Genomic DNA, 15,655 nt, shown 5'->3' on the forward strand with positions numbered 1-15,655 from the left:
CCACCGACGTTCCCCGCCCGTTCGTCCCGCGCGGGGCTTCGGGTGCACGGGTGCTTGATCCGCTGGGCGCGTCCGTTGACGCACTACCGGGGCAGCGCTGCGGGGCTTCTCCGGGGCTGTGGTCATCCGTGCCCGTCCGGGTGCCGTGCCATGAGGACATTGCAGTCAGTCACGGTCGTCATATCGCCGCCCGCCCGTGCCCGGTCCCGAACGTTGGCCAGCTCTCGACAACCGGCGCATCCGTCCACGGGTTTCGGCTCCAACTCGGCTTCCCTGTACGGAAGTTCGACCGGCGCGCTCAGGTATCGCTTCGGTTCCGTCATACGCCCCAGCGTCCGCCTGAAGTGGATCTAGGACTAGCGGCCACCTGTAGGCCAACTGTCGGCCAGACTTGACCCATGAGCAGTGCAATCGGGGCCAACATCCGGCGACTGCGTGAAGAGCGCGGGTGGAGTCAGGCACGCCTAGCGCGCGAAGTGTGCCGTGCCGCTCAGGTGCAGGGTGATCCCGTCGGACGGCAGGAAGTCAGCCGGTGGGAAACAGGGAAGCGCACACCCCGGGAATGGTTGCCGTTCATCGCTGCCGCTTTCGGCGTTCCGTTGGATTCCCTGAAAGCGCCAGAGAAGCCCGCTGAGCCACCGTTGCCGACCCTTGCTGACTTCCTGCCCGACGACGACCCGCTAGCGCCGCTCAGCCCCCGTACAGGACGCCGTATCGGCATTGGGCAGGTGGACGACCTACAGAAGCGCGTACACGGGCTCAGGTTGGCCGACGACGTGTTAGCGGGTGGCGACCTAATCCGCCCAGCGCTCCGGGAACTGCGTTCCGCTGTGAAGCTGTACCGGGAAGGCGCGCACACGGCCGAAGTCGGGCGGCAACTCCTACGCCAGATTGGGGAGTTGGCCCAGATTGCGGGTTGGATTGCGAGCGACGCCGGGCAGCACGACGAAGCGGAGCGCATTTACCGGCTAGGGATCAGTGCGGCGCGGCAGGCTGAAGACCACACGCTTGCCGGGAATCTCGCCGGATCACTCGCCTACCAAATGAGCAACACGGGGCGGGAAGCCGAAGGGCTCACACTCGCCCAGGCGGCATTCAACGACGCACGGGCCGAAGCACCCCCGAAAGCCCGCGCGCTGTATCTGGACCGTGTGGCCTGGGCGCACACGAAAGCCGGGGGCAGAGAGAACGGACAACAAGCCATGCGGGCGCTGGGGGAAGCCTCAGAAGCGCTCAGCGAAGACAGCGACGGTACCGAGTCGCCTGCCTATCTGTACTGGGTGGACGCTGGGGAACTTCGCGTTATGGAATCCCGCGTTTACACGGAGATTCACCGACCCTTGCGCGCAGTGCCGTTGCTCCGGGAAGTGCTCAACGAATACGACGCCACGCACACACGCGAAATGGCGCTGTACCTGTCTTGGCTTGCCGTAGCCCTTGCCGATGCCAACGAACCTGAAGAAGCGGCGGCAGTGGCGGAACGTGTGATCAGCATTTCCGCCGACGTCGCGTCGGAACGCACAGCGGAACGGGTGCGCGTGGTGCTCGCCCGGTTGAAGGACTTTGCCGACGTGCCGGAAGTCGCTTCCCTGCTGGCAGACAACGTCGCCTGAACACACACACAGAAGCCCCGTAGACGGCCCAGGACCATTCCCAGGTGTCTGCGGGGCTCCACCGTCTTCCATACCAGTCCTTTTGCGTGCATCATCACAACCATGCTTGCCAGTCTGCTCCCAGGGTTTCGCCACCTCCGCACGCCGTTTGCTGTCGGCGCACTGTGCGTGTTTCAGCTATGGATATTGTTCGGAGATTCGGTGCCCGGGTCTAACGAGGCCAACGGTTTACTTGAGCGCGTTTATTTGCTGGGGGAGGTAGCAGGCAGGCCCATAGTGACCGCAGTCATTGCCTTTGCGCTTTACCTCATAGGCGACGTCATGAGGATTCCATGGAGGCGGATAGCAAAGCTCAATTGGGTCTTCTTGGGTGAACTCGCACTCGTGACGGCAGAAGATATGGTCGCCTTGAGGGCTTACGCTTTGAAGGCTTTTCGTGTGCGCGGCGTGACTGACCCGGATTCAAATAGGGTGGCGATGCTTGTGGATAATATCCAGTTCGAATTTCCTGAGCTGCGCATACACCTCATCGGCAATAGCATGGACGTCTACATGGAAAGCGACCGGCTTAACGCGGAGGGGGAGTTCCGCATAAACGTTGCGATATATTCCGTGCCTCTGTGGGTCGTTCTCGCATTCAGCTGGTCTCCCTGGTTTCTCTTTGGGGCCGCCGCATCGCTAATGTTGTACATGAACGGGGTCGGTGCATTTCGGGCCGCTAACGGTCTGCTTGTGCAGTCTGTCATTGCCGAATTTGTAGCGTCACGGCATTTCGAAGAAGAGAAGCGGGAGGACGAACAGAGCGAACCCGGCTCCGGAGCGCGCGCTATCGAACCCCTCTACCGACCGTTCACCTTCCAACGTACTCCCGGATCCTTCAGCATCAGGCCCAACTCCGAACCGTCCAGCACCGAAAGCAGCGAAGCCCCGTAGACGGCCCCGGATCATTCCCAGGCGTCTACGGGGCTTCGTGGTGTTGCAGGGTGCTTAGAAGACGTCAGGGGCGCTTGCGGCGTCGAATGCGTCGGCACCCGTCGGCACTCTTCCCGTGTCGCGTGCGAACGCCAGACTGAACGTCGGGTAAAGCGGATGCGCCTCAGCCTCAGCGTGTGAGAAGGACGCACGTGCAATCCGACTTGCAAGCTCCGCCGTCGCTTCGCTCATATCCGCTGCCCCTTATCGTCCGTGTTCTTCAGGAGTGAAGCGATCAGCGCGTCAAGGTCGTCGCCGTCGCTGTCGACGGGCTTTGCGGCGTATCCCAGGGCGCTGAACCATTGCCCGACGAAGCGCGCTAGCGGGTGTGCAACGTCGGCCTCCCCGCGCCGTCCGGGAACAACAAGCCCGTCGGAAATGATGCGCACGATAGCGGCGCGGTATAGCTCTCTGAGCGCTTCCCGGTCGTCGTCCGGCAGCGGAGCACCCCCGGCGGACGGGCGGGCGAGAGACGGGCGTTCAGCCCCCTTCCGCTGCCTGTACGCCTTATCGCGACACGGCTTGCCGCAGTATTCGGCATGCGTCTTCTGCGGCTCGAATGAAGCGCCGCAAACCGAACAGTTCTTGATCATCTGAATTCTTCCTTCCGTCGCCCCGAGCAAGGGGCCGCGCGACGCGTGCGTTTTTCGAGCTGGGACCGGGATCGCTGAGAGGCTTTCGGCTGAACTTTCGGACCGATACCCCGCACCCGCGAACCAATGAGCAAAGAACGATGAGGCATCAGGGCGCCGCTCACCTGCACGTATGGTCCGAGCCGGCGAATACCTGATGCCTCATCAGTTCACTTGTGGGAACCCTGGTCGGCCAACCTGTTTCGCGCGGGTTGGTTGCTCAGCCTCTCCGCTTCACCGCGCCGACCTGGGCAATGTGGCCAGCGTCGAACCTGCCCGATGTGGCGTTGTAGAGAAGCGCCGCGTTCTCGTACTCAGGCTGTGCAGTGATCACGCCGATTGGGCTTGTGCTGCGCTCCGGCCTCAGCGGAATGCCGAGCTTCGCCGCACGCTGTAGGCATTCGCCCAGAGAGAGGAAACGTGCACCCCCCTCCTTTGCACACTCCCTATCCATCAGCGACACCCCCCTATCCGTACGCGCTGCCACTGCACCCAGGACGTGACCGTATCGGCCACACTCACCGCACATCACCGGCATGTTTTCATTCCTCGCAGCGAAGCGCGCCCCGTACGCGATTAGCTCGCGGTCATGGAGTGTGTGCCGTCGCTCGATTCGTGCGCGCGTCTTCTCAAACACTGTCGTCCACCAGTCCCCAGAATCGAAGGTTCAGCCATTGCTCACAGTCGGCGCACACCATGCCGTCGGTTGTCAGCGGCGGATTGTTGAAACGCTGCTTCAGGCGAGCAACGAATATGCGCGACAAGTCGGCGGGATCGAACTCTGTCGCTGCGCTGTGTGTGGTCGCTATATCGCATTTCATGCGTCTCGCCACATTTCACGCTGATGGAACCATTGCGTACACGCGCGGCAAACAAGCGTGTGACGCGTCTTCTTGACGGAAGCTATCTGCACATTGGCACGCCTGAGAACTTCGCTTAGCTCGACCACTTCCACGAAGGAGGGGGCATGAAATGGCGTGCCGCCGTCGCTGATTGCTTCGGCCCTACCTTGCCCCCGGCAGTCGGCCACCATTGCGCACGGGAGAAGCCCCGGGAAACCAGCCGCTTCAGCGCGTGCGGCGAGGGTTTCCCGGAGCTTCGCCCAATCATTCAGACTCACGCTGCGGGCTTCACGATCTGGACGTGAGCAGCATTCGCAACGACCACGTCACCGATGCGGGCGCGACCGGCGAAAGCAACCTGATCCTTGTAGAAAAGCTCCGGGTGATCCGTTGCCGAAGCCACGCCCAGGTTCTCGCGCATGGCAACGGCAGTGTTCCCGAGCGCTGCCACAATCGCCGTATTGGCAGGCACGGACGGAATGGCCACGATCTCAGGAAGCTTGCCGAGAAGCGCGCCGTCAATGGCGCCCAGGAAGGCCGCTTCCGTGTCCGGGTGCATCAGGATCGTGTCGGGCACAGCGCGCGCCGTCTTGACCCGCGCAAGGGCGCTCAGGACGCTCGCCACGCTGACAGCCGCAGCGGTCACGGTGCCCAGACCCATAAGGCCGGGAACGGTCACGTCACCATCGGTGCCGCCGTTCACAATGACGTCGTCCACCCCAGCGCCCAGCGCGGAGAGAAGGGCAGCATCAACGCTCGCTTCAAGCTGCGGGTAATCCTGAAGATTGTCGTGGTCGGCCTTGACCATGGCGGCAACCTTCACAGTCTCGAAGGTGCCAATGACGCCAGTCTCAACGTCGCCCGGCTGAAGCTCATCGTTCCGGCCGGTAATGCTGGCCTGAAGCTGCGGAACGATCGGAACATATCCCCGCGTCGAGTTGTGCGTGAAGGTCTGCACACGGGCGAGAAGCTGAGAAGCGTTAGGCGCCTCAGCGAGCATGACCGGTGCGGGCTTCCAATTGTCCGTGTCGAGCGCGTCAAGGGCGTCAGCAGAACGCTCAGCAAACGAGAAAGTATCAGTGCGACCGACCGGCATTCCGAGGATTCGGACGTCATCGAAAGAGCGTGGCGCAATGTCGTCGGGCAGGTGATCAGCACCCGCAGAAACGACGGCGTTCACGTAGGCCGCGCGCTCATCCGTCTTGACGGCGTCACCCACAAGGCCGCGCACAGCGGCGTCATGCTGGGCTATCTCGGAGAGAAGACGCTCTTCAGCATCCTTCGCCCCGGCGGGCAGGTTGTTTCCGTACTTTGCCTGAAGTGCCGTCAGCTTTGTAGTGGCGGCTTCCCGCTTCGCGATGTGGTCGGCGGCAAGGGTGGCATTAAGAGCCATGGGTGTCTTCCTTCGGGAGTTGTTTCGGTGAGTCGCTGTGAATCCTGGGAAGGCCACGGTTAATTCCGTGACCAACCCACAACCCACAGCCGTTAGATGCGGAGCGTTACAAGCCTCCGTGCGGTATGTCCGTAATTCCGGGTTCAGGCCCGGCCGGCTGAAAGGGTTTCCGTCACTCTGTGTGCAAGGTGGCGAGTTATCAGGTATGCCGCTGGCTCAGCGAGAAACGCGAGCGCGAGAAGTGCGGTAATCACCGGGCGTTGCGCGGGAAATTTCGATGCTGCCGAACGCGCAAACCCATGACGGCGGGACGACCGAACAGGTCAGTGGAAAGTTCGTAACCGGCCTGGGCGAGCGCGGGGGCTGCGTCGTCATCAAATAGGAGTGGAAGACCCTTCCGGGCCGACCAGCCGTTGAGAACGCGCATGAAGTTGACGAGCGAAAGGCAGTAGTTTGGGTAATCCACCGTTTCGGTGCGAAGAAAGTCCCAGACTTGATTCCGAGTTGCTTCAGTATCAGGAAGGTTAGTCACGGGGCGCGCTCGCAATCCGGCGCATTGCCTCAGCAGCAGGGTTCGGCTCTTTTAGTCCGATGCCCTGGGCTACTGGCGCCCAGCTGACCATGAAGATTCGCACGCCGCGTCGCTTTAGTGCGTCTTCGAGTGCCCCCATTTCGGGGAATGGCGCGTCGTTCTTGCGTGCCCAGGTCGCGCACGCGTTGCGCAACATGTCTAGCGGAACAGAACGATTTTTTCCCTGCGCTGTGCGCGTGTTCAGGAAAGTTTCAATGGTGGCAGTCAAGAGGCATCCTTTGATCAGCAGCTAGTGCGCAGTCGTGCGCCGATGAGAGCGACACCAGAATTGGTACGCCGCGCCTTCAGGCCATGCCGAAGAATTGCGGCCTTGAAGGTATTGCGCGTCATGATCTCCGTAACGGGCGTCCGCGTTTCCCCGCAGAAGTCGACGTACGTTGCGTACGCGTCCCGCAGAAGAACGGAACCTTCGGCGTCCAATACGAAGCAGGACGCGAACCAATGTGGCTCCGCGAACGTGCTGACGCGCCGAAATACCGGGCCTGCTTCGTCGCCCATCAGGTCGTAAGCCTGGGCGCAGCGGGCGCACATAGGCCAGTAGTCACGGGGGTTTCGGCTGTACCGTCGCATATCAGGGGCCACGACTGCGGGAATGCGGTTGTCGACAACCCAGCAGGAAGCGAAATCGGTGCAGCGAATACAGCCGTACCCGGTAGCCGGTCCGTATGCGGATTCGACCGCCTTCAACGCGTCCGAGTAAGTGTGGTCAACAATCATCGGGCACCTGCCTTCGCCGCACGCTCAGCACGATAGAAAGCCGTCTTGCAACGCGGAGCGCAGAAGCGGCGTGGACGGCCCTTGCCGCTGTATGCGATATCGGCGCTGCAATGCTCACATTCGGCACACTCGCGAAGCTCTTCGGCTTCCTCGCGTGCGTTCATGGCGTCGAGCTGTGCGCGGGCTTGTGCCTCAACGCATTCTTCGTTTCGGTCGTTTTCGTCGCACGTCGTCTTGTTCCTCGACGTGATTTCGATTCGCTCGCCGCACAGCGTGCAGGACGCATGCGAGGGAAGGTTCAGCTTCCGGCGCTCTTCCTGCCATCGAGCAACGCGCCATGCCGACGCACGGCAGGCAGCGGAGCAATACCGTTCCTGGGTGTCTCCCAATCGGCCGCCGCAACGGGCGCATTGGGTCGTGTGAAGTTCGTAAGGAAGATGGGGCATGACTATGCCGCCCTTTCGTTGTCACAGAAACGAAAAAGCCCCCGGTGCGTAGGGAGTCCCCCTCAGTGCTGTGACCCACTGAGGATTTCTCGACCTACGCCCGGGGGCTTAGTCGTGCACGCTTTCGGCCGTAGCGATGGGCCGTCCCGCGCGCTGGGGAGTCATGGGAGCGGGATTGGCTTACGCCGTCACAGACCCGCAGAGAGAAGCGGTAAAGCGCCTCTACCTATCTGAAGGGAGTCGGTGACCTGGGTAGGCGTACAGCGGAGGGGCGGCGGCACTTGGGGGTGTTCCTAAAGGCGGTGACTGTGAACGCTTACCCCTAGTGCTATAGATTTTCTTATTGGATACGTAGAAAGAGTTTGCATCATCTACTAAAAGAACAACCCAGGTCAGTAGCCTGCCGCTTGCCCGCTGTGGTGACGTTGCGCCGGAGCCCCTGAGTGCCCGTATCCGCCCCCGCTGAGCGCTTCGACGTCCGCCCGTAGCTCCGCTCCCCTCACAGCCCCGTACGCGGGCATACAGAAGCCCCCCGGCTCCGCTGAGGGAATCGGGGGGCTGTGTCTGTGCCCCGCGCCTAGTACGTAGAGCCTGCCCGTCGTTCTTCCGCAATGAGCGCTTCAGTTTGGGCGATGGCGGCAAGTTCGCCTGCCGCCGGGTCACTGCGGAACCACGCCGGACCCTCGTAATCGACCGCTACCCGTGAAGGGTCGAAACGCTTAGGTGCTCCGGGCGTTGCCGGGCGAACGATGACGACGGCGCCCAGGTCGTTCAGCAATCCCTTTCGGCCTTCGTCCGTACGTCGCTCCCATTCGTCCGCCACAGTGCCCCCAGCGTCCACCCAGCGGCCTTCGGCGTGGTCGGCTTGAGCCCGCAATTCAGCCTGCCGCTTTTCTAGCGCCGTCAGTTGTGCAATGGCCATGCGCGCCGCTGTGCCGTTCGGGTCGAGTTGGGAAAGGTTTCCGGCAAGCCGCTCAATCTGCGTCGTCACTTCAGAAAGCTGAAGTACCGCGCTGCCGTCGGGTTCGGCCCAGCGCCTCAACGCGATCCTGCCGAAGCGCTTGAGATAGTCGGCCGTCACAAGCTCATCGAGCATCGGGGCCGTAATGACGTTGGGTCGGTGAATGCCGCGCTTGCCTACGCCACTGCGGCACACGTACGTCGAGTAATCCTTGCCGTTCACGGCTCGACGCTGCCGGTACATCGGTCCGTCGCACTCGGAGCACAGCGCGACGTGAAGGAGTAGGGCTTTGCCCGTGCGCTCAGCGCCGCGCCCCTTCGCCTTGCCGTCGAGAATCGCCCGGACCGCCGACCACGTTTCGGCATCGAGAATTTCGGGACCTGCCGAGACTGGGTTTCCTTTGGCGTCGAGCACCGGCTGATTGGTCAGCGCGCCCCGCTTTTCACCCGGCACGGCCTGAACAAGCCACCCGCGCAGCGCTGCGGAATACATGACGTCGCGAAGCGTGGTGCTGTGCCATACGTGCTTGCCGCGAAGCTTCCGCCCGTCGCGCTTCCGTGCGTGTTCTGCGGGCGGCAGTTCGCCCCGCTCAGTGAGTTCACGGGCAAGGCCGGTCAGCGAAGCGCCGTGATTGATGAGCTTGTCTGCACACTCGCGCACAATGGTGGCGGCTTCTTCGTCAATGACCCAACGCTTGTCGTTGATTGGGCCGCTGACGCGGTAGCCGTAGGGCGCCAGTCCGCCCAGGTGGTTGCCGCGCGCTTTGAAGTGCTTCTTACTGTCCGTGATGCGGGCCGTAATCATGTCGCGCTCATACTCGGCGAACGCGGCAAGAACGTTGATGATGATGGACGCGTTTTCCGGCGATACAACGCCGTCCGCCGTCACGACCGTCGAGTGAGTCGACTTCGCGGCGTCGAGAAGCCGCTGAAACTCCAGCACGCTTCGGGCGTAGCGGTCGAGCTTCGCGGCAAGGACGTAATCAACGCGCGGAAGCCACGACAACACTTCGCGCATTCCGGGGCGGTCTTCGAGCTTGCTTGCGCCGCTGACGTTCGTGTCTGTGGCGACGTGTACGACCTTCCACCCGCGCGCTTCGGCGTATGCGCGGCAGATGGCAATGCGGTGGTCCGGCGCTTCCTCAGCGAACAAGCGGCTGAGTCGGTCATAGATGACGACGGTCTTCATGACTGCCTTCAGGGGAGTCGGTGACCTACCCGCCATGGACGGTTAGGCCAGACACCCGGGCGGCTGCGGCACCGTGCACGCGAACGCCGCGGGTCAGGTCCCGGCCCGGCTGGAGGCGCTCGGCACCGCGGCGGGGCTGGACCGGGCCGCCCTGCACAGCCAGTTGGCGGCGGCCCTGTCCGTGGTCCTGCACCTCGTGCGGGACCGGACGGGACGCCGGCGGATCGCCGAGGTGCACGTCCTCGAACGGGGCCCCTCGGGCCTCGTGGTCACGGTGCCCGCCCTCAGGTGGGGCGAGGACGCCTTCGCCCACGAGCGTGGCTGGACGCGCCTGCGGGAGCTGCTCCACCGCGCCGAACCGGACGGTCGAGGGCCGACCGGCCCTGGAGCGGGAGGAGTTCGGCGGGAGGGAGACCCGGCCGGGACGGTGCGGACGGTGACCGAGGAGCCGGCGGGCATCCCCGCGGGCGCCGGGCGGGGCGCGGGTCGGACGCCCGGCGCGGACGACCACGGTGGACCGGAGTGGACCGCCCGGGCGGCCGACCGGACCGACGGGCAGGTCGACGACGACGCGAACGAGGCGAACGACGGGAACGGGGTGTGGCATGGCGGTCGGTGACGCGGCGGATGCGGGTGTGGGTGCGGCTGTGGCGTGCGCCGGTTTCGCGGCCTGGATGATGTGCGGGGGCGGCACGGGGCTGCGCAGGGCCCGTTTGCTCCTCGCGGACGGCGCCGAGGTGAGGGCCGGTCCGCCCTCCCGCGAGCGGATCGCCGCTGGGTGGACATCTCTGCGGGCCCGTGCGCGACCCGAACTCTGGTCCCTTGCAGCGGGGTTGCTGGTCGCGCTGATCGGTTCCTCGGTGCTGCCGCTGCTCCTGGGAGCCGCCGGAGTGCCGTTGCTCGGGAAGGTCGGGCGGGCGGCCGCCGCGCGCCGGGACCGGGAGCGACGCGGTGACGCGGTGATCGCCCTGTGCGGTGCTCTCGCCGGTGAGGTGCGGGCCGGGCGGCAGCCGGGAGAGGCGCTGTGCGCGGCAGCGTGTGATTCGGACGGCCTGGGTGACGGGCAGTCCGTGGTGCTGGCGGCGGCCCGCTTCGGCGGGGACGTGCCGGCGGCGCTCGCCGAGGCCGCACGCGAGCCCGGCGCCGACGGTCTGCTCGGGCTCGCGGCGTGCTGGAGCGTCGCGGTGGACCGCGGCGCGGGTCTCGCGGCCGGCCTGGACCGGCTGGAGGGGGCGTTGCGCGCCGAGCGCGATCAAAGAGCGGACTTGCGCGCCCAGTTGGCGGGCTCGCGGTCCACGGCGTCCATGCTCGCCGGCCTGCCGGTTCTCGGTCTCCTGCTCGGTACGGCACTCGGCGCGCACCCGCTGGAGGTGCTGCTGCACACGGGCCCGGGGCTCGGCTGCCTGCTGGTCGGCGGGGTGCTGGAGAGCGTGGGCCTGTGGTGGGCGCTGCGGATCGTGCGAGGGGCGGAGGCGGCGTGAGCGGAGAAGTCTTCCACAGGCTGGGGGTGTTGGTGTGTGTGCTGCTCCTGATCGGGTGGTGGGCCCGGTGGGCCGGGTCCGCCCGACGTGCGAGGAGGATGCGCGGGCGGTTGGCCGTGCTGCTGGCGGTGGAGGCGCCTACGCCGAGGCGGCGTCTCGCCGTCGGCGGCCCGGGGCGGCGGTGGTTGCCGGTGCTGGGGGCGGGCGCGGCGGGTTGGGTACTCGTCGGCGGTGCGGCCGGGGCGGTGGCGGGTGTCGCGGCCGGGTTCGCGCTCCAGTGGTGGCGCCGGAAGCGGACGCGGGCGGGGACGGACCCCGCCGAGGCGTACGACGGGGATCTCGCCGTCCGCCAACTGCCGCTGGCAGCGGATCTGGTGGCTGCCTGCATCGCGGCGGGAGCCGGTCCGGTCGCCGCGGCGCAGGCCGTCGGTGAGGCCCTGGGCGGTCCCGTGGGCGAGCGGCTGGCGTGTGGGGCGGCCGAGGTGCGGCTCGGCGGTGAACCGGACCGCGCGTGGCGGACGCTGGCGTCGCTCCCCGGAGCCCGGGGGCTCGCGAGGCTGCTGGAACGGGCGGGCGACTCGGGTGCCCCGGCGGCCGTCCCGGTCGGAAGGATCGCCGCGGAGGCGCGAGCCGAGTGGGGCCGCGCGGCGACCGCGCGGGCGCGTCGGGCGGCCGTCATGGTCACGGCGCCCGTCGGCCTGTGCTTTCTGCCCGCCTTCCTCGCGATCGGCGTGCTGCCCGTGGTGATCGGGCTGGCCGGCGGGCTCCTGAAGGGGGGCGCGGGATGACGGGCCGCTGGACGGCGGCGGCACGGGGACCGCCGGACGGAGCGGGCCGCGGCCAGGACACGACCGGGGCGCCCGGTGTCGGGCGGGCACGGTGACCACGGCAACGGAGAAGCGGACGAAGTGACATGAGCCGGAGGCACAGCGACATGGACGGCAAAGACGTGGACGACGGAAACGACGGTTCGACCTCACGGGGGTTTGCGATGCGCGGGACGGCAGGGTTTCTCGGGCGAGGACGGGCGTGGACACGGGCGCGGATGCTCGCGCGCCGGGTGCGGAGGGACGCGGGAATGGTCACCTCCGAGTACGCGGTCGGTGTCATCGCGGCGGTCGCCTTCGCCGCGGTGCTCTACAAGGTGGTGACGAGCGGGCAGGTCACCGAGGAACTGCAGGGCATCGTCGGGCGGGCACTCCATGGCCAGACGTGAACGGAGGCGTCCCGTCGCCCTGCCGGGGACGACCGGGGCCGCGCGCGACGGCGGGTTCGTGACCGCGGAGGCGGCGGTGGTCCTGCCCTCGCTCGTCCTTGTCGGGATGGCTCTGGTCTGGGCCCTGCTGGCCGCGTCCGCGCAGATCCGGTGCGTGGACGCGGCGCGGGCGGGCGCCCGGGCGGCGGCGCGCCAGGACTCCCCGGAGGCCGTGGTGGCGGCCGCTCGCCGGACGGCTCCGGACGGGGCGAGGGTCACGGTGAGCCGACGGGAGGGGCTGGTCAGGGTGACGGTCGGCGCGCGGACGCCCGGACCCGCGGCGCTGTCCGTCGAGGTGAGCGACGCCGCGGTGGCACTGGCGGAGGAGACGGTGGGGGTGAGCGGGTGAGGGCGGGTGCGCGGGCAGGACCGGGTCTGGGGTGGGCCAGCGGCCGGGTGGGGCGGATCCGGGGCCGGAGTTCCGCGCAGGCGCACGGCGGGACGTCCGGTGACCGGGGGTCGGCGACGGTGTGGACGGTGGGCGCGATGGCCGCACTCTGCGTGGTGTTCGGCGTGGTGCTGGCCATGGGCCATGCGGCCGTGGTGCGTCACCGCGCGGCGGGGGCGGCCGATCTGGCCGCGCTCGCCGCCGCGGACCACTGGAGCGAGGGCGGTGCGGCGGCCTGCGCCCGTGCGGGCAGGGTGGCCGGTGCGCAGCAGGCGCGGCTCGTCCGCTGCGCGGTCGACGGCGATGTCTCGGAGGTGACGGTGGCGTCGGGGGCCGGCCCGTTCGGAGCGGAGGCCAGAGCGCGGGCGGGGCCCGCGGAGACGGCGGTGGTACCGCCGGAGGGGACGCCGCAGGCCCCGCTGCCCCCGGCCGACCCGGCGGCCGGGCCCGCGGCGGGCGGGACGGCACCACCGGCGGGAGCGGTGCCGGCCGGTGCCGGTCCGGCCGGAGGACCGGGCCTCCGGTGATTGGCGGTGCGGGCCGGCGGCGAGGCCGGCGGGGCCCGGGGTGCGAGGAGCCCCGGGTGCGCGGGCCCCGGGTGCGCGGGACCCCGGGCGTGCGGGAGCCGGGGTGTGCCGGACTCCGGGTGTGAGGCGCACGCCGTCGCGGACCGGGCCGCTTCACCCGTCCGGAGCAGTCCGCAGAAGTTCTGTGAGGAGCCGTACGGCTCCGCGCTTGTGCAGCGGGTCGTTGCCGTTGCCGCACTTGGGGGACTGGATGCAGGACGGGCAGCCCGCCTCGCACTCGCAGGAGGCGATGGCCTGGCGGGTGGCGGTGAGCCAGGAGCGGGCCGTGTGGAAGGCGCGCTCGGCGAATCCGGCACCGCCCGGGTGGCCGTCGTAGACGAAGACGGTGGGCAGCAGCGTGTCGGGGTGGAGGGGCACGGAGACGCCGCCGATGTCCCAGCGGTCGCAGGTCGCGAAGAGCGGCAGCATGCCGATCGACGCGTGCTCGGCGGCGTGCAGCGCGCCTCCGAGGATCTCCGGACCGATCCGTGCCGCGTCCAGCTGGTCCTCGGTGACCGTCCACCACACGGCGCGTGTGCGGAGCGTCCTCGGCGGGAGGTCGAGCTTCGTCTCGCCGAGCACCTCACCGGTGACGACCCGCCGGCGGAGGAAGGAGACGACCTGGTTGGTGACCTCGACGGAGCCGTGGCAGAGGCGGCCCTCCCCCCAGGGGACCTCCACGTCGGTGTCCAGGACGGCGATGGACGTGGTGTCGCGGGCGACCGTCGAATACGGGGGACTCGCCTCCTCCACCAGGGCGACGGAGTCCGCCAGGTCCAGCTTGCGCACCAGGTAGGTGCGGCCCTGGTGCAGGTGGACGGCCCCCTCGTGGACCGCCGTGTGCGCGGCGCCGGCGTCCACCGTGCCCAGCAGCCGCCCGGTGCCCGCCTCCACGACCTGCACCGGGGTACCGCCCTCGCCGCGGATGTCGGTCAGGTCGGCGGCCCGTTCGCGGCGCGTCCAGTGCCAGGCCGTGGCCCGGCGGCGAAGCAGCTTGGCGGCCTCCAACTGGGGCAGCAGGGCGGCGCCGGCGGGGCCGAACAGGTCGAGGTCGGCGTCGGTGAGGGGCATCTCGGCCGCGGCGGCGCACAGGTGCGGGGCGAGGACGTAGGGGTTGTCGGGGTCGAGCACGGTGGATTCGACCGGCTGGTCGAACAGCGCCTCGGGATGGTGGACGAGGAAGGTGTCCAGCGGGTCGTCGCGGGCGACGAGGACGGCGAGTGCGCCCTGCCCGGAGCGCCCCGCGCGCCCCGCCTGCTGCCAGAGCGAGGCGCGGGTGCCGGGGTAGCCGGCGATGACGACGGCGTCGAGGCCGGAGATGTCGACGCCGAGTTCGAGCGCGGTGGTGGCGGCGAGGCCGAGGAGTTCGCCGGAGTGCAGCGCACGCTCCAGGGCCCGGCGTTCCTCGGGCAGGTAGCCGCCCCGGTAGGCCGCGACGCGCCGGGCGAGCGAGCGGTCGACCTCGGCGAGGCGTTCCTGGGCGATCACCGAGATCAGTTCGGCGCCGCGCCGGGACCGTACGAAGGCGATGGAGCGCAGGCCCTGGACGGTGAGGTCGGTGAGGAGATCGGCCGTCTCGGCGGTGGCGGTACGCCGGACGGGTGCACCTTTCTCGCCGTGCAGTTCGGTGAGAGGGGGCTCCCAGAGGGCGAACACCAGTTCACCGCGAGGGGAGGCGTCGTCGGCCACCTCGACGACGGGAAGGCCGGTCAGCCGGCGGGCCGCGACGGAGGGCTCCGCGGCCGTCGCGGAGGCCAGCAGGAAGACCGGGGAGGCGCCGTAGCGGGCGCACAGACGGCGCAGGCGGCGCAGCACCTGGGCGACGTGGGAGCCGAAGACGCCGCGGTAGGTGTGGCACTCGTCGACGACGACGTAGCGCAGGGAGCGCAGGAACGAGGACCAGCGGGGGTGGGAGGGCAGTATCCCGCGGTGCAGCATGTCGGGGTTGGTCAGGACGTAGTTCGCGTACTGGCGCACCCATTCGCGCTCCTCGAAGGGGGTGTCCCCGTCGTACACGGCCGGGCGGATCGCGTGCCCCAGCGGTTCGGAGAGCTCCTTCACCGAGCGCCGCTGGTCCGCGGCGAGAGCCTTGGTGGGGGCGAGGTACAGGGCGGTGGCCCCCCGGCCGTTGGGGGCCTGCGAGCCGTCCAGGAGGGCGCTGAGGACGGGCACGAGATAGGCCAGGGACTTGCCGGAGGCGGTGCCGGTGGAGACGATCACCGACTCGCCGTCCAGGGCGTGCTCCGCGGCCTGTGCCTGGTGGGCCCACGGGTGCTCGATACCCGCGGCCCGCACCGCGGCGACGACCTCCGGACGGATCCGGTCCGGCCAGACGGCATGCCGACCCGCTCGCGGGGGCAAGTGCTCCGTATGAGTGATGCGCGAAGCCCGGCTCGGCCCCGAGGCGAGCCGGTCCAGAACCGTGCTCGGCGAGGGGCGGGAAGCGGTGTCCGTCGGGGATCGATCGGATCGGTGATTCTTGGCCATCGGCATCGAGTGTGTCACTGGCGTGACGGACAATGGACCCAAGGCGTCGTGCACGCCTGCCGGTAAGTGATTGAATGCCATCGCGGCTGGCGAACCGTCCCGGGGGCTCTGCCGAGGTGTCC

Annotated in this window: 13 protein-coding genes and 1 pseudogene; 8 read left to right on the top strand and 6 right to left on the bottom strand. The window is 67.9% G+C overall.

The genetic code is table 11. The features are described from left to right. The first annotated feature begins 398 nt into the window (after positions 1-398). Both ACGFS9_RS22105 and ACGFS9_RS22110 read left to right on the top strand, forming a co-directional pair. Entirely contained in the window at positions 399-1,613 is a 1,215-nt protein-coding gene (locus ACGFS9_RS22105) for a helix-turn-helix transcriptional regulator (protein WP_393255441.1), read from the top strand. 102 nt (positions 1,614-1,715) lie between these two features. After that, positions 1,716-2,546, top strand: a complete 831-nt coding sequence (locus ACGFS9_RS22110; protein ID WP_393255442.1) for a hypothetical protein — start codon at positions 1,716-1,718, stop codon at positions 2,544-2,546. A 227-nt stretch (positions 2,547-2,773) separates the two neighbouring features. Here the strand turns inward: ACGFS9_RS22110 and ACGFS9_RS22115 are convergent, their stop codons facing one another. The 5 genes from ACGFS9_RS22115 to ACGFS9_RS22135 form a co-directional block, all read right to left on the bottom strand. Next, complete coding sequence (locus ACGFS9_RS22115) at positions 2,774-3,178, bottom strand: hypothetical protein (RefSeq protein WP_393255443.1); 405 nt, start codon at positions 3,176-3,178, stop codon at positions 2,774-2,776. Positions 3,179-3,846: 668 nt separating this feature from the next. Continuing rightward, the gene (locus ACGFS9_RS22120; protein WP_393255445.1) at positions 3,847-4,038 is read right to left on the bottom strand and encodes a hypothetical protein; all 192 of its coding nucleotides are present in this window, start codon (positions 4,036-4,038) and stop codon (positions 3,847-3,849) included. Positions 4,039-4,333: 295 nt separating this feature from the next. Next, a complete protein-coding gene (locus tag ACGFS9_RS22125; protein ID WP_393255447.1) occupies positions 4,334-5,452 on the bottom strand; it encodes a phage major capsid protein in 1,119 nt (372 codons plus the stop codon). Positions 5,453-5,976: 524 nt separating this feature from the next. Then, on the bottom strand, positions 5,977-6,252 hold the full coding sequence (locus ACGFS9_RS22130) for a hypothetical protein (protein WP_393255449.1): 276 nt from the start codon (positions 6,250-6,252) through the stop codon (positions 5,977-5,979). Between the two features lie 1,532 nt (positions 6,253-7,784). Further along, positions 7,785-9,356: a recombinase family protein gene (locus ACGFS9_RS22135; RefSeq protein ID WP_393255450.1), complete on the bottom strand. Its 1,572-nt coding sequence runs from the start codon at positions 9,354-9,356 to the stop codon at positions 7,785-7,787. Between the two features lie 52 nt (positions 9,357-9,408). Between ACGFS9_RS22135 and ACGFS9_RS22140 the strand changes: the two are divergent. The 6 genes and pseudogenes from ACGFS9_RS22140 to ACGFS9_RS22165 form a co-directional block, all read left to right on the top strand. Continuing rightward, positions 9,409-9,744, top strand: a pseudogene (locus tag ACGFS9_RS22140) (ATPase, T2SS/T4P/T4SS family); the annotation flags it as partial. A gap of 217 nt (positions 9,745-9,961) precedes the next feature. Continuing rightward, positions 9,962-10,837, top strand: a complete 876-nt coding sequence (locus tag ACGFS9_RS22145; RefSeq protein WP_393255451.1) for a type II secretion system F family protein — start codon at positions 9,962-9,964, stop codon at positions 10,835-10,837. Beyond that, positions 10,834-11,625 carry a type II secretion system F family protein gene (locus ACGFS9_RS22150; RefSeq protein ID WP_393255453.1) on the top strand — a complete coding sequence of 264 codons (792 nt, stop codon included), beginning with the start codon at positions 10,834-10,836 and terminating at the stop codon, positions 11,623-11,625. The genes ACGFS9_RS22145 and ACGFS9_RS22150 overlap by 4 nt, the downstream gene beginning before the upstream one ends. Positions 11,626-11,882: 257 nt before the next feature. After that, a complete protein-coding gene (locus tag ACGFS9_RS22155; RefSeq protein WP_393255455.1) occupies positions 11,883-12,053 on the top strand; it encodes a DUF4244 domain-containing protein in 171 nt (56 codons plus the stop codon). Continuing rightward, positions 12,040-12,441 (top strand): TadE family type IV pilus minor pilin, encoded by a 402-nt coding sequence (locus ACGFS9_RS22160; protein WP_393255457.1) that lies wholly within the window; start codon positions 12,040-12,042, stop codon positions 12,439-12,441. Before ACGFS9_RS22155 ends, ACGFS9_RS22160 begins: the two co-directional genes overlap by 14 nt. 137 nt (positions 12,442-12,578) lie before the next feature. Continuing rightward, the gene (locus ACGFS9_RS22165) at positions 12,579-13,007 is read left to right on the top strand and encodes an Rv3654c family TadE-like protein (protein ID WP_393255459.1); all 429 of its coding nucleotides are present in this window, start codon (positions 12,579-12,581) and stop codon (positions 13,005-13,007) included. Between the two features lie 153 nt (positions 13,008-13,160). On the opposite strand, the gene ACGFS9_RS22170 is transcribed toward ACGFS9_RS22165, so the two are convergent. Beyond that, positions 13,161-15,614 (bottom strand): DEAD/DEAH box helicase, encoded by a 2,454-nt coding sequence (locus ACGFS9_RS22170; protein WP_393255460.1) that lies wholly within the window; start codon positions 15,612-15,614, stop codon positions 13,161-13,163. Positions 15,615-15,655 lie beyond the last annotated feature (41 nt).

The sequence above is a fragment of the Streptomyces sp. NPDC048566 genome, from assembly GCF_043199735.1.
GTDB lineage: Bacteria > Actinomycetota > Actinomycetes > Streptomycetales > Streptomycetaceae > Streptomyces.

Coding starts and splice junctions, on each gene's coding strand:
- ACGFS9_RS22155 (WP_393255455.1), top strand. CDS start 11,883: ATGCTCGCGCGCCGGGTGCGGAGGGACGCGGGAATGGTCACCTCCGAG.
- ACGFS9_RS22110 (WP_393255442.1), top strand. CDS start 1,716: ATGCTTGCCAGTCTGCTCCCAGGGTTTCGCCACCTCCGCACGCCGTTT.
- ACGFS9_RS22125 (WP_393255447.1), bottom strand. CDS start 5,452: ATGGCTCTTAATGCCACCCTTGCCGCCGACCACATCGCGAAGCGGGAA.
- ACGFS9_RS22170 (WP_393255460.1), bottom strand. CDS start 15,614: ATGGCATTCAATCACTTACCGGCAGGCGTGCACGACGCCTTGGGTCCA.
- ACGFS9_RS22120 (WP_393255445.1), bottom strand. CDS start 4,038: ATGAAATGCGATATAGCGACCACACACAGCGCAGCGACAGAGTTCGAT.
- ACGFS9_RS22145 (WP_393255451.1), top strand. CDS start 9,962: ATGGCGGTCGGTGACGCGGCGGATGCGGGTGTGGGTGCGGCTGTGGCG.
- ACGFS9_RS22160 (WP_393255457.1), top strand. CDS start 12,040: ATGGCCAGACGTGAACGGAGGCGTCCCGTCGCCCTGCCGGGGACGACC.
- ACGFS9_RS22165 (WP_393255459.1), top strand. CDS start 12,579: ATGGCCGCACTCTGCGTGGTGTTCGGCGTGGTGCTGGCCATGGGCCAT.
- ACGFS9_RS22115 (WP_393255443.1), bottom strand. CDS start 3,178: ATGATCAAGAACTGTTCGGTTTGCGGCGCTTCATTCGAGCCGCAGAAG.
- ACGFS9_RS22105 (WP_393255441.1), top strand. CDS start 399: ATGAGCAGTGCAATCGGGGCCAACATCCGGCGACTGCGTGAAGAGCGC.
- ACGFS9_RS22135 (WP_393255450.1), bottom strand. CDS start 9,356: ATGAAGACCGTCGTCATCTATGACCGACTCAGCCGCTTGTTCGCTGAG.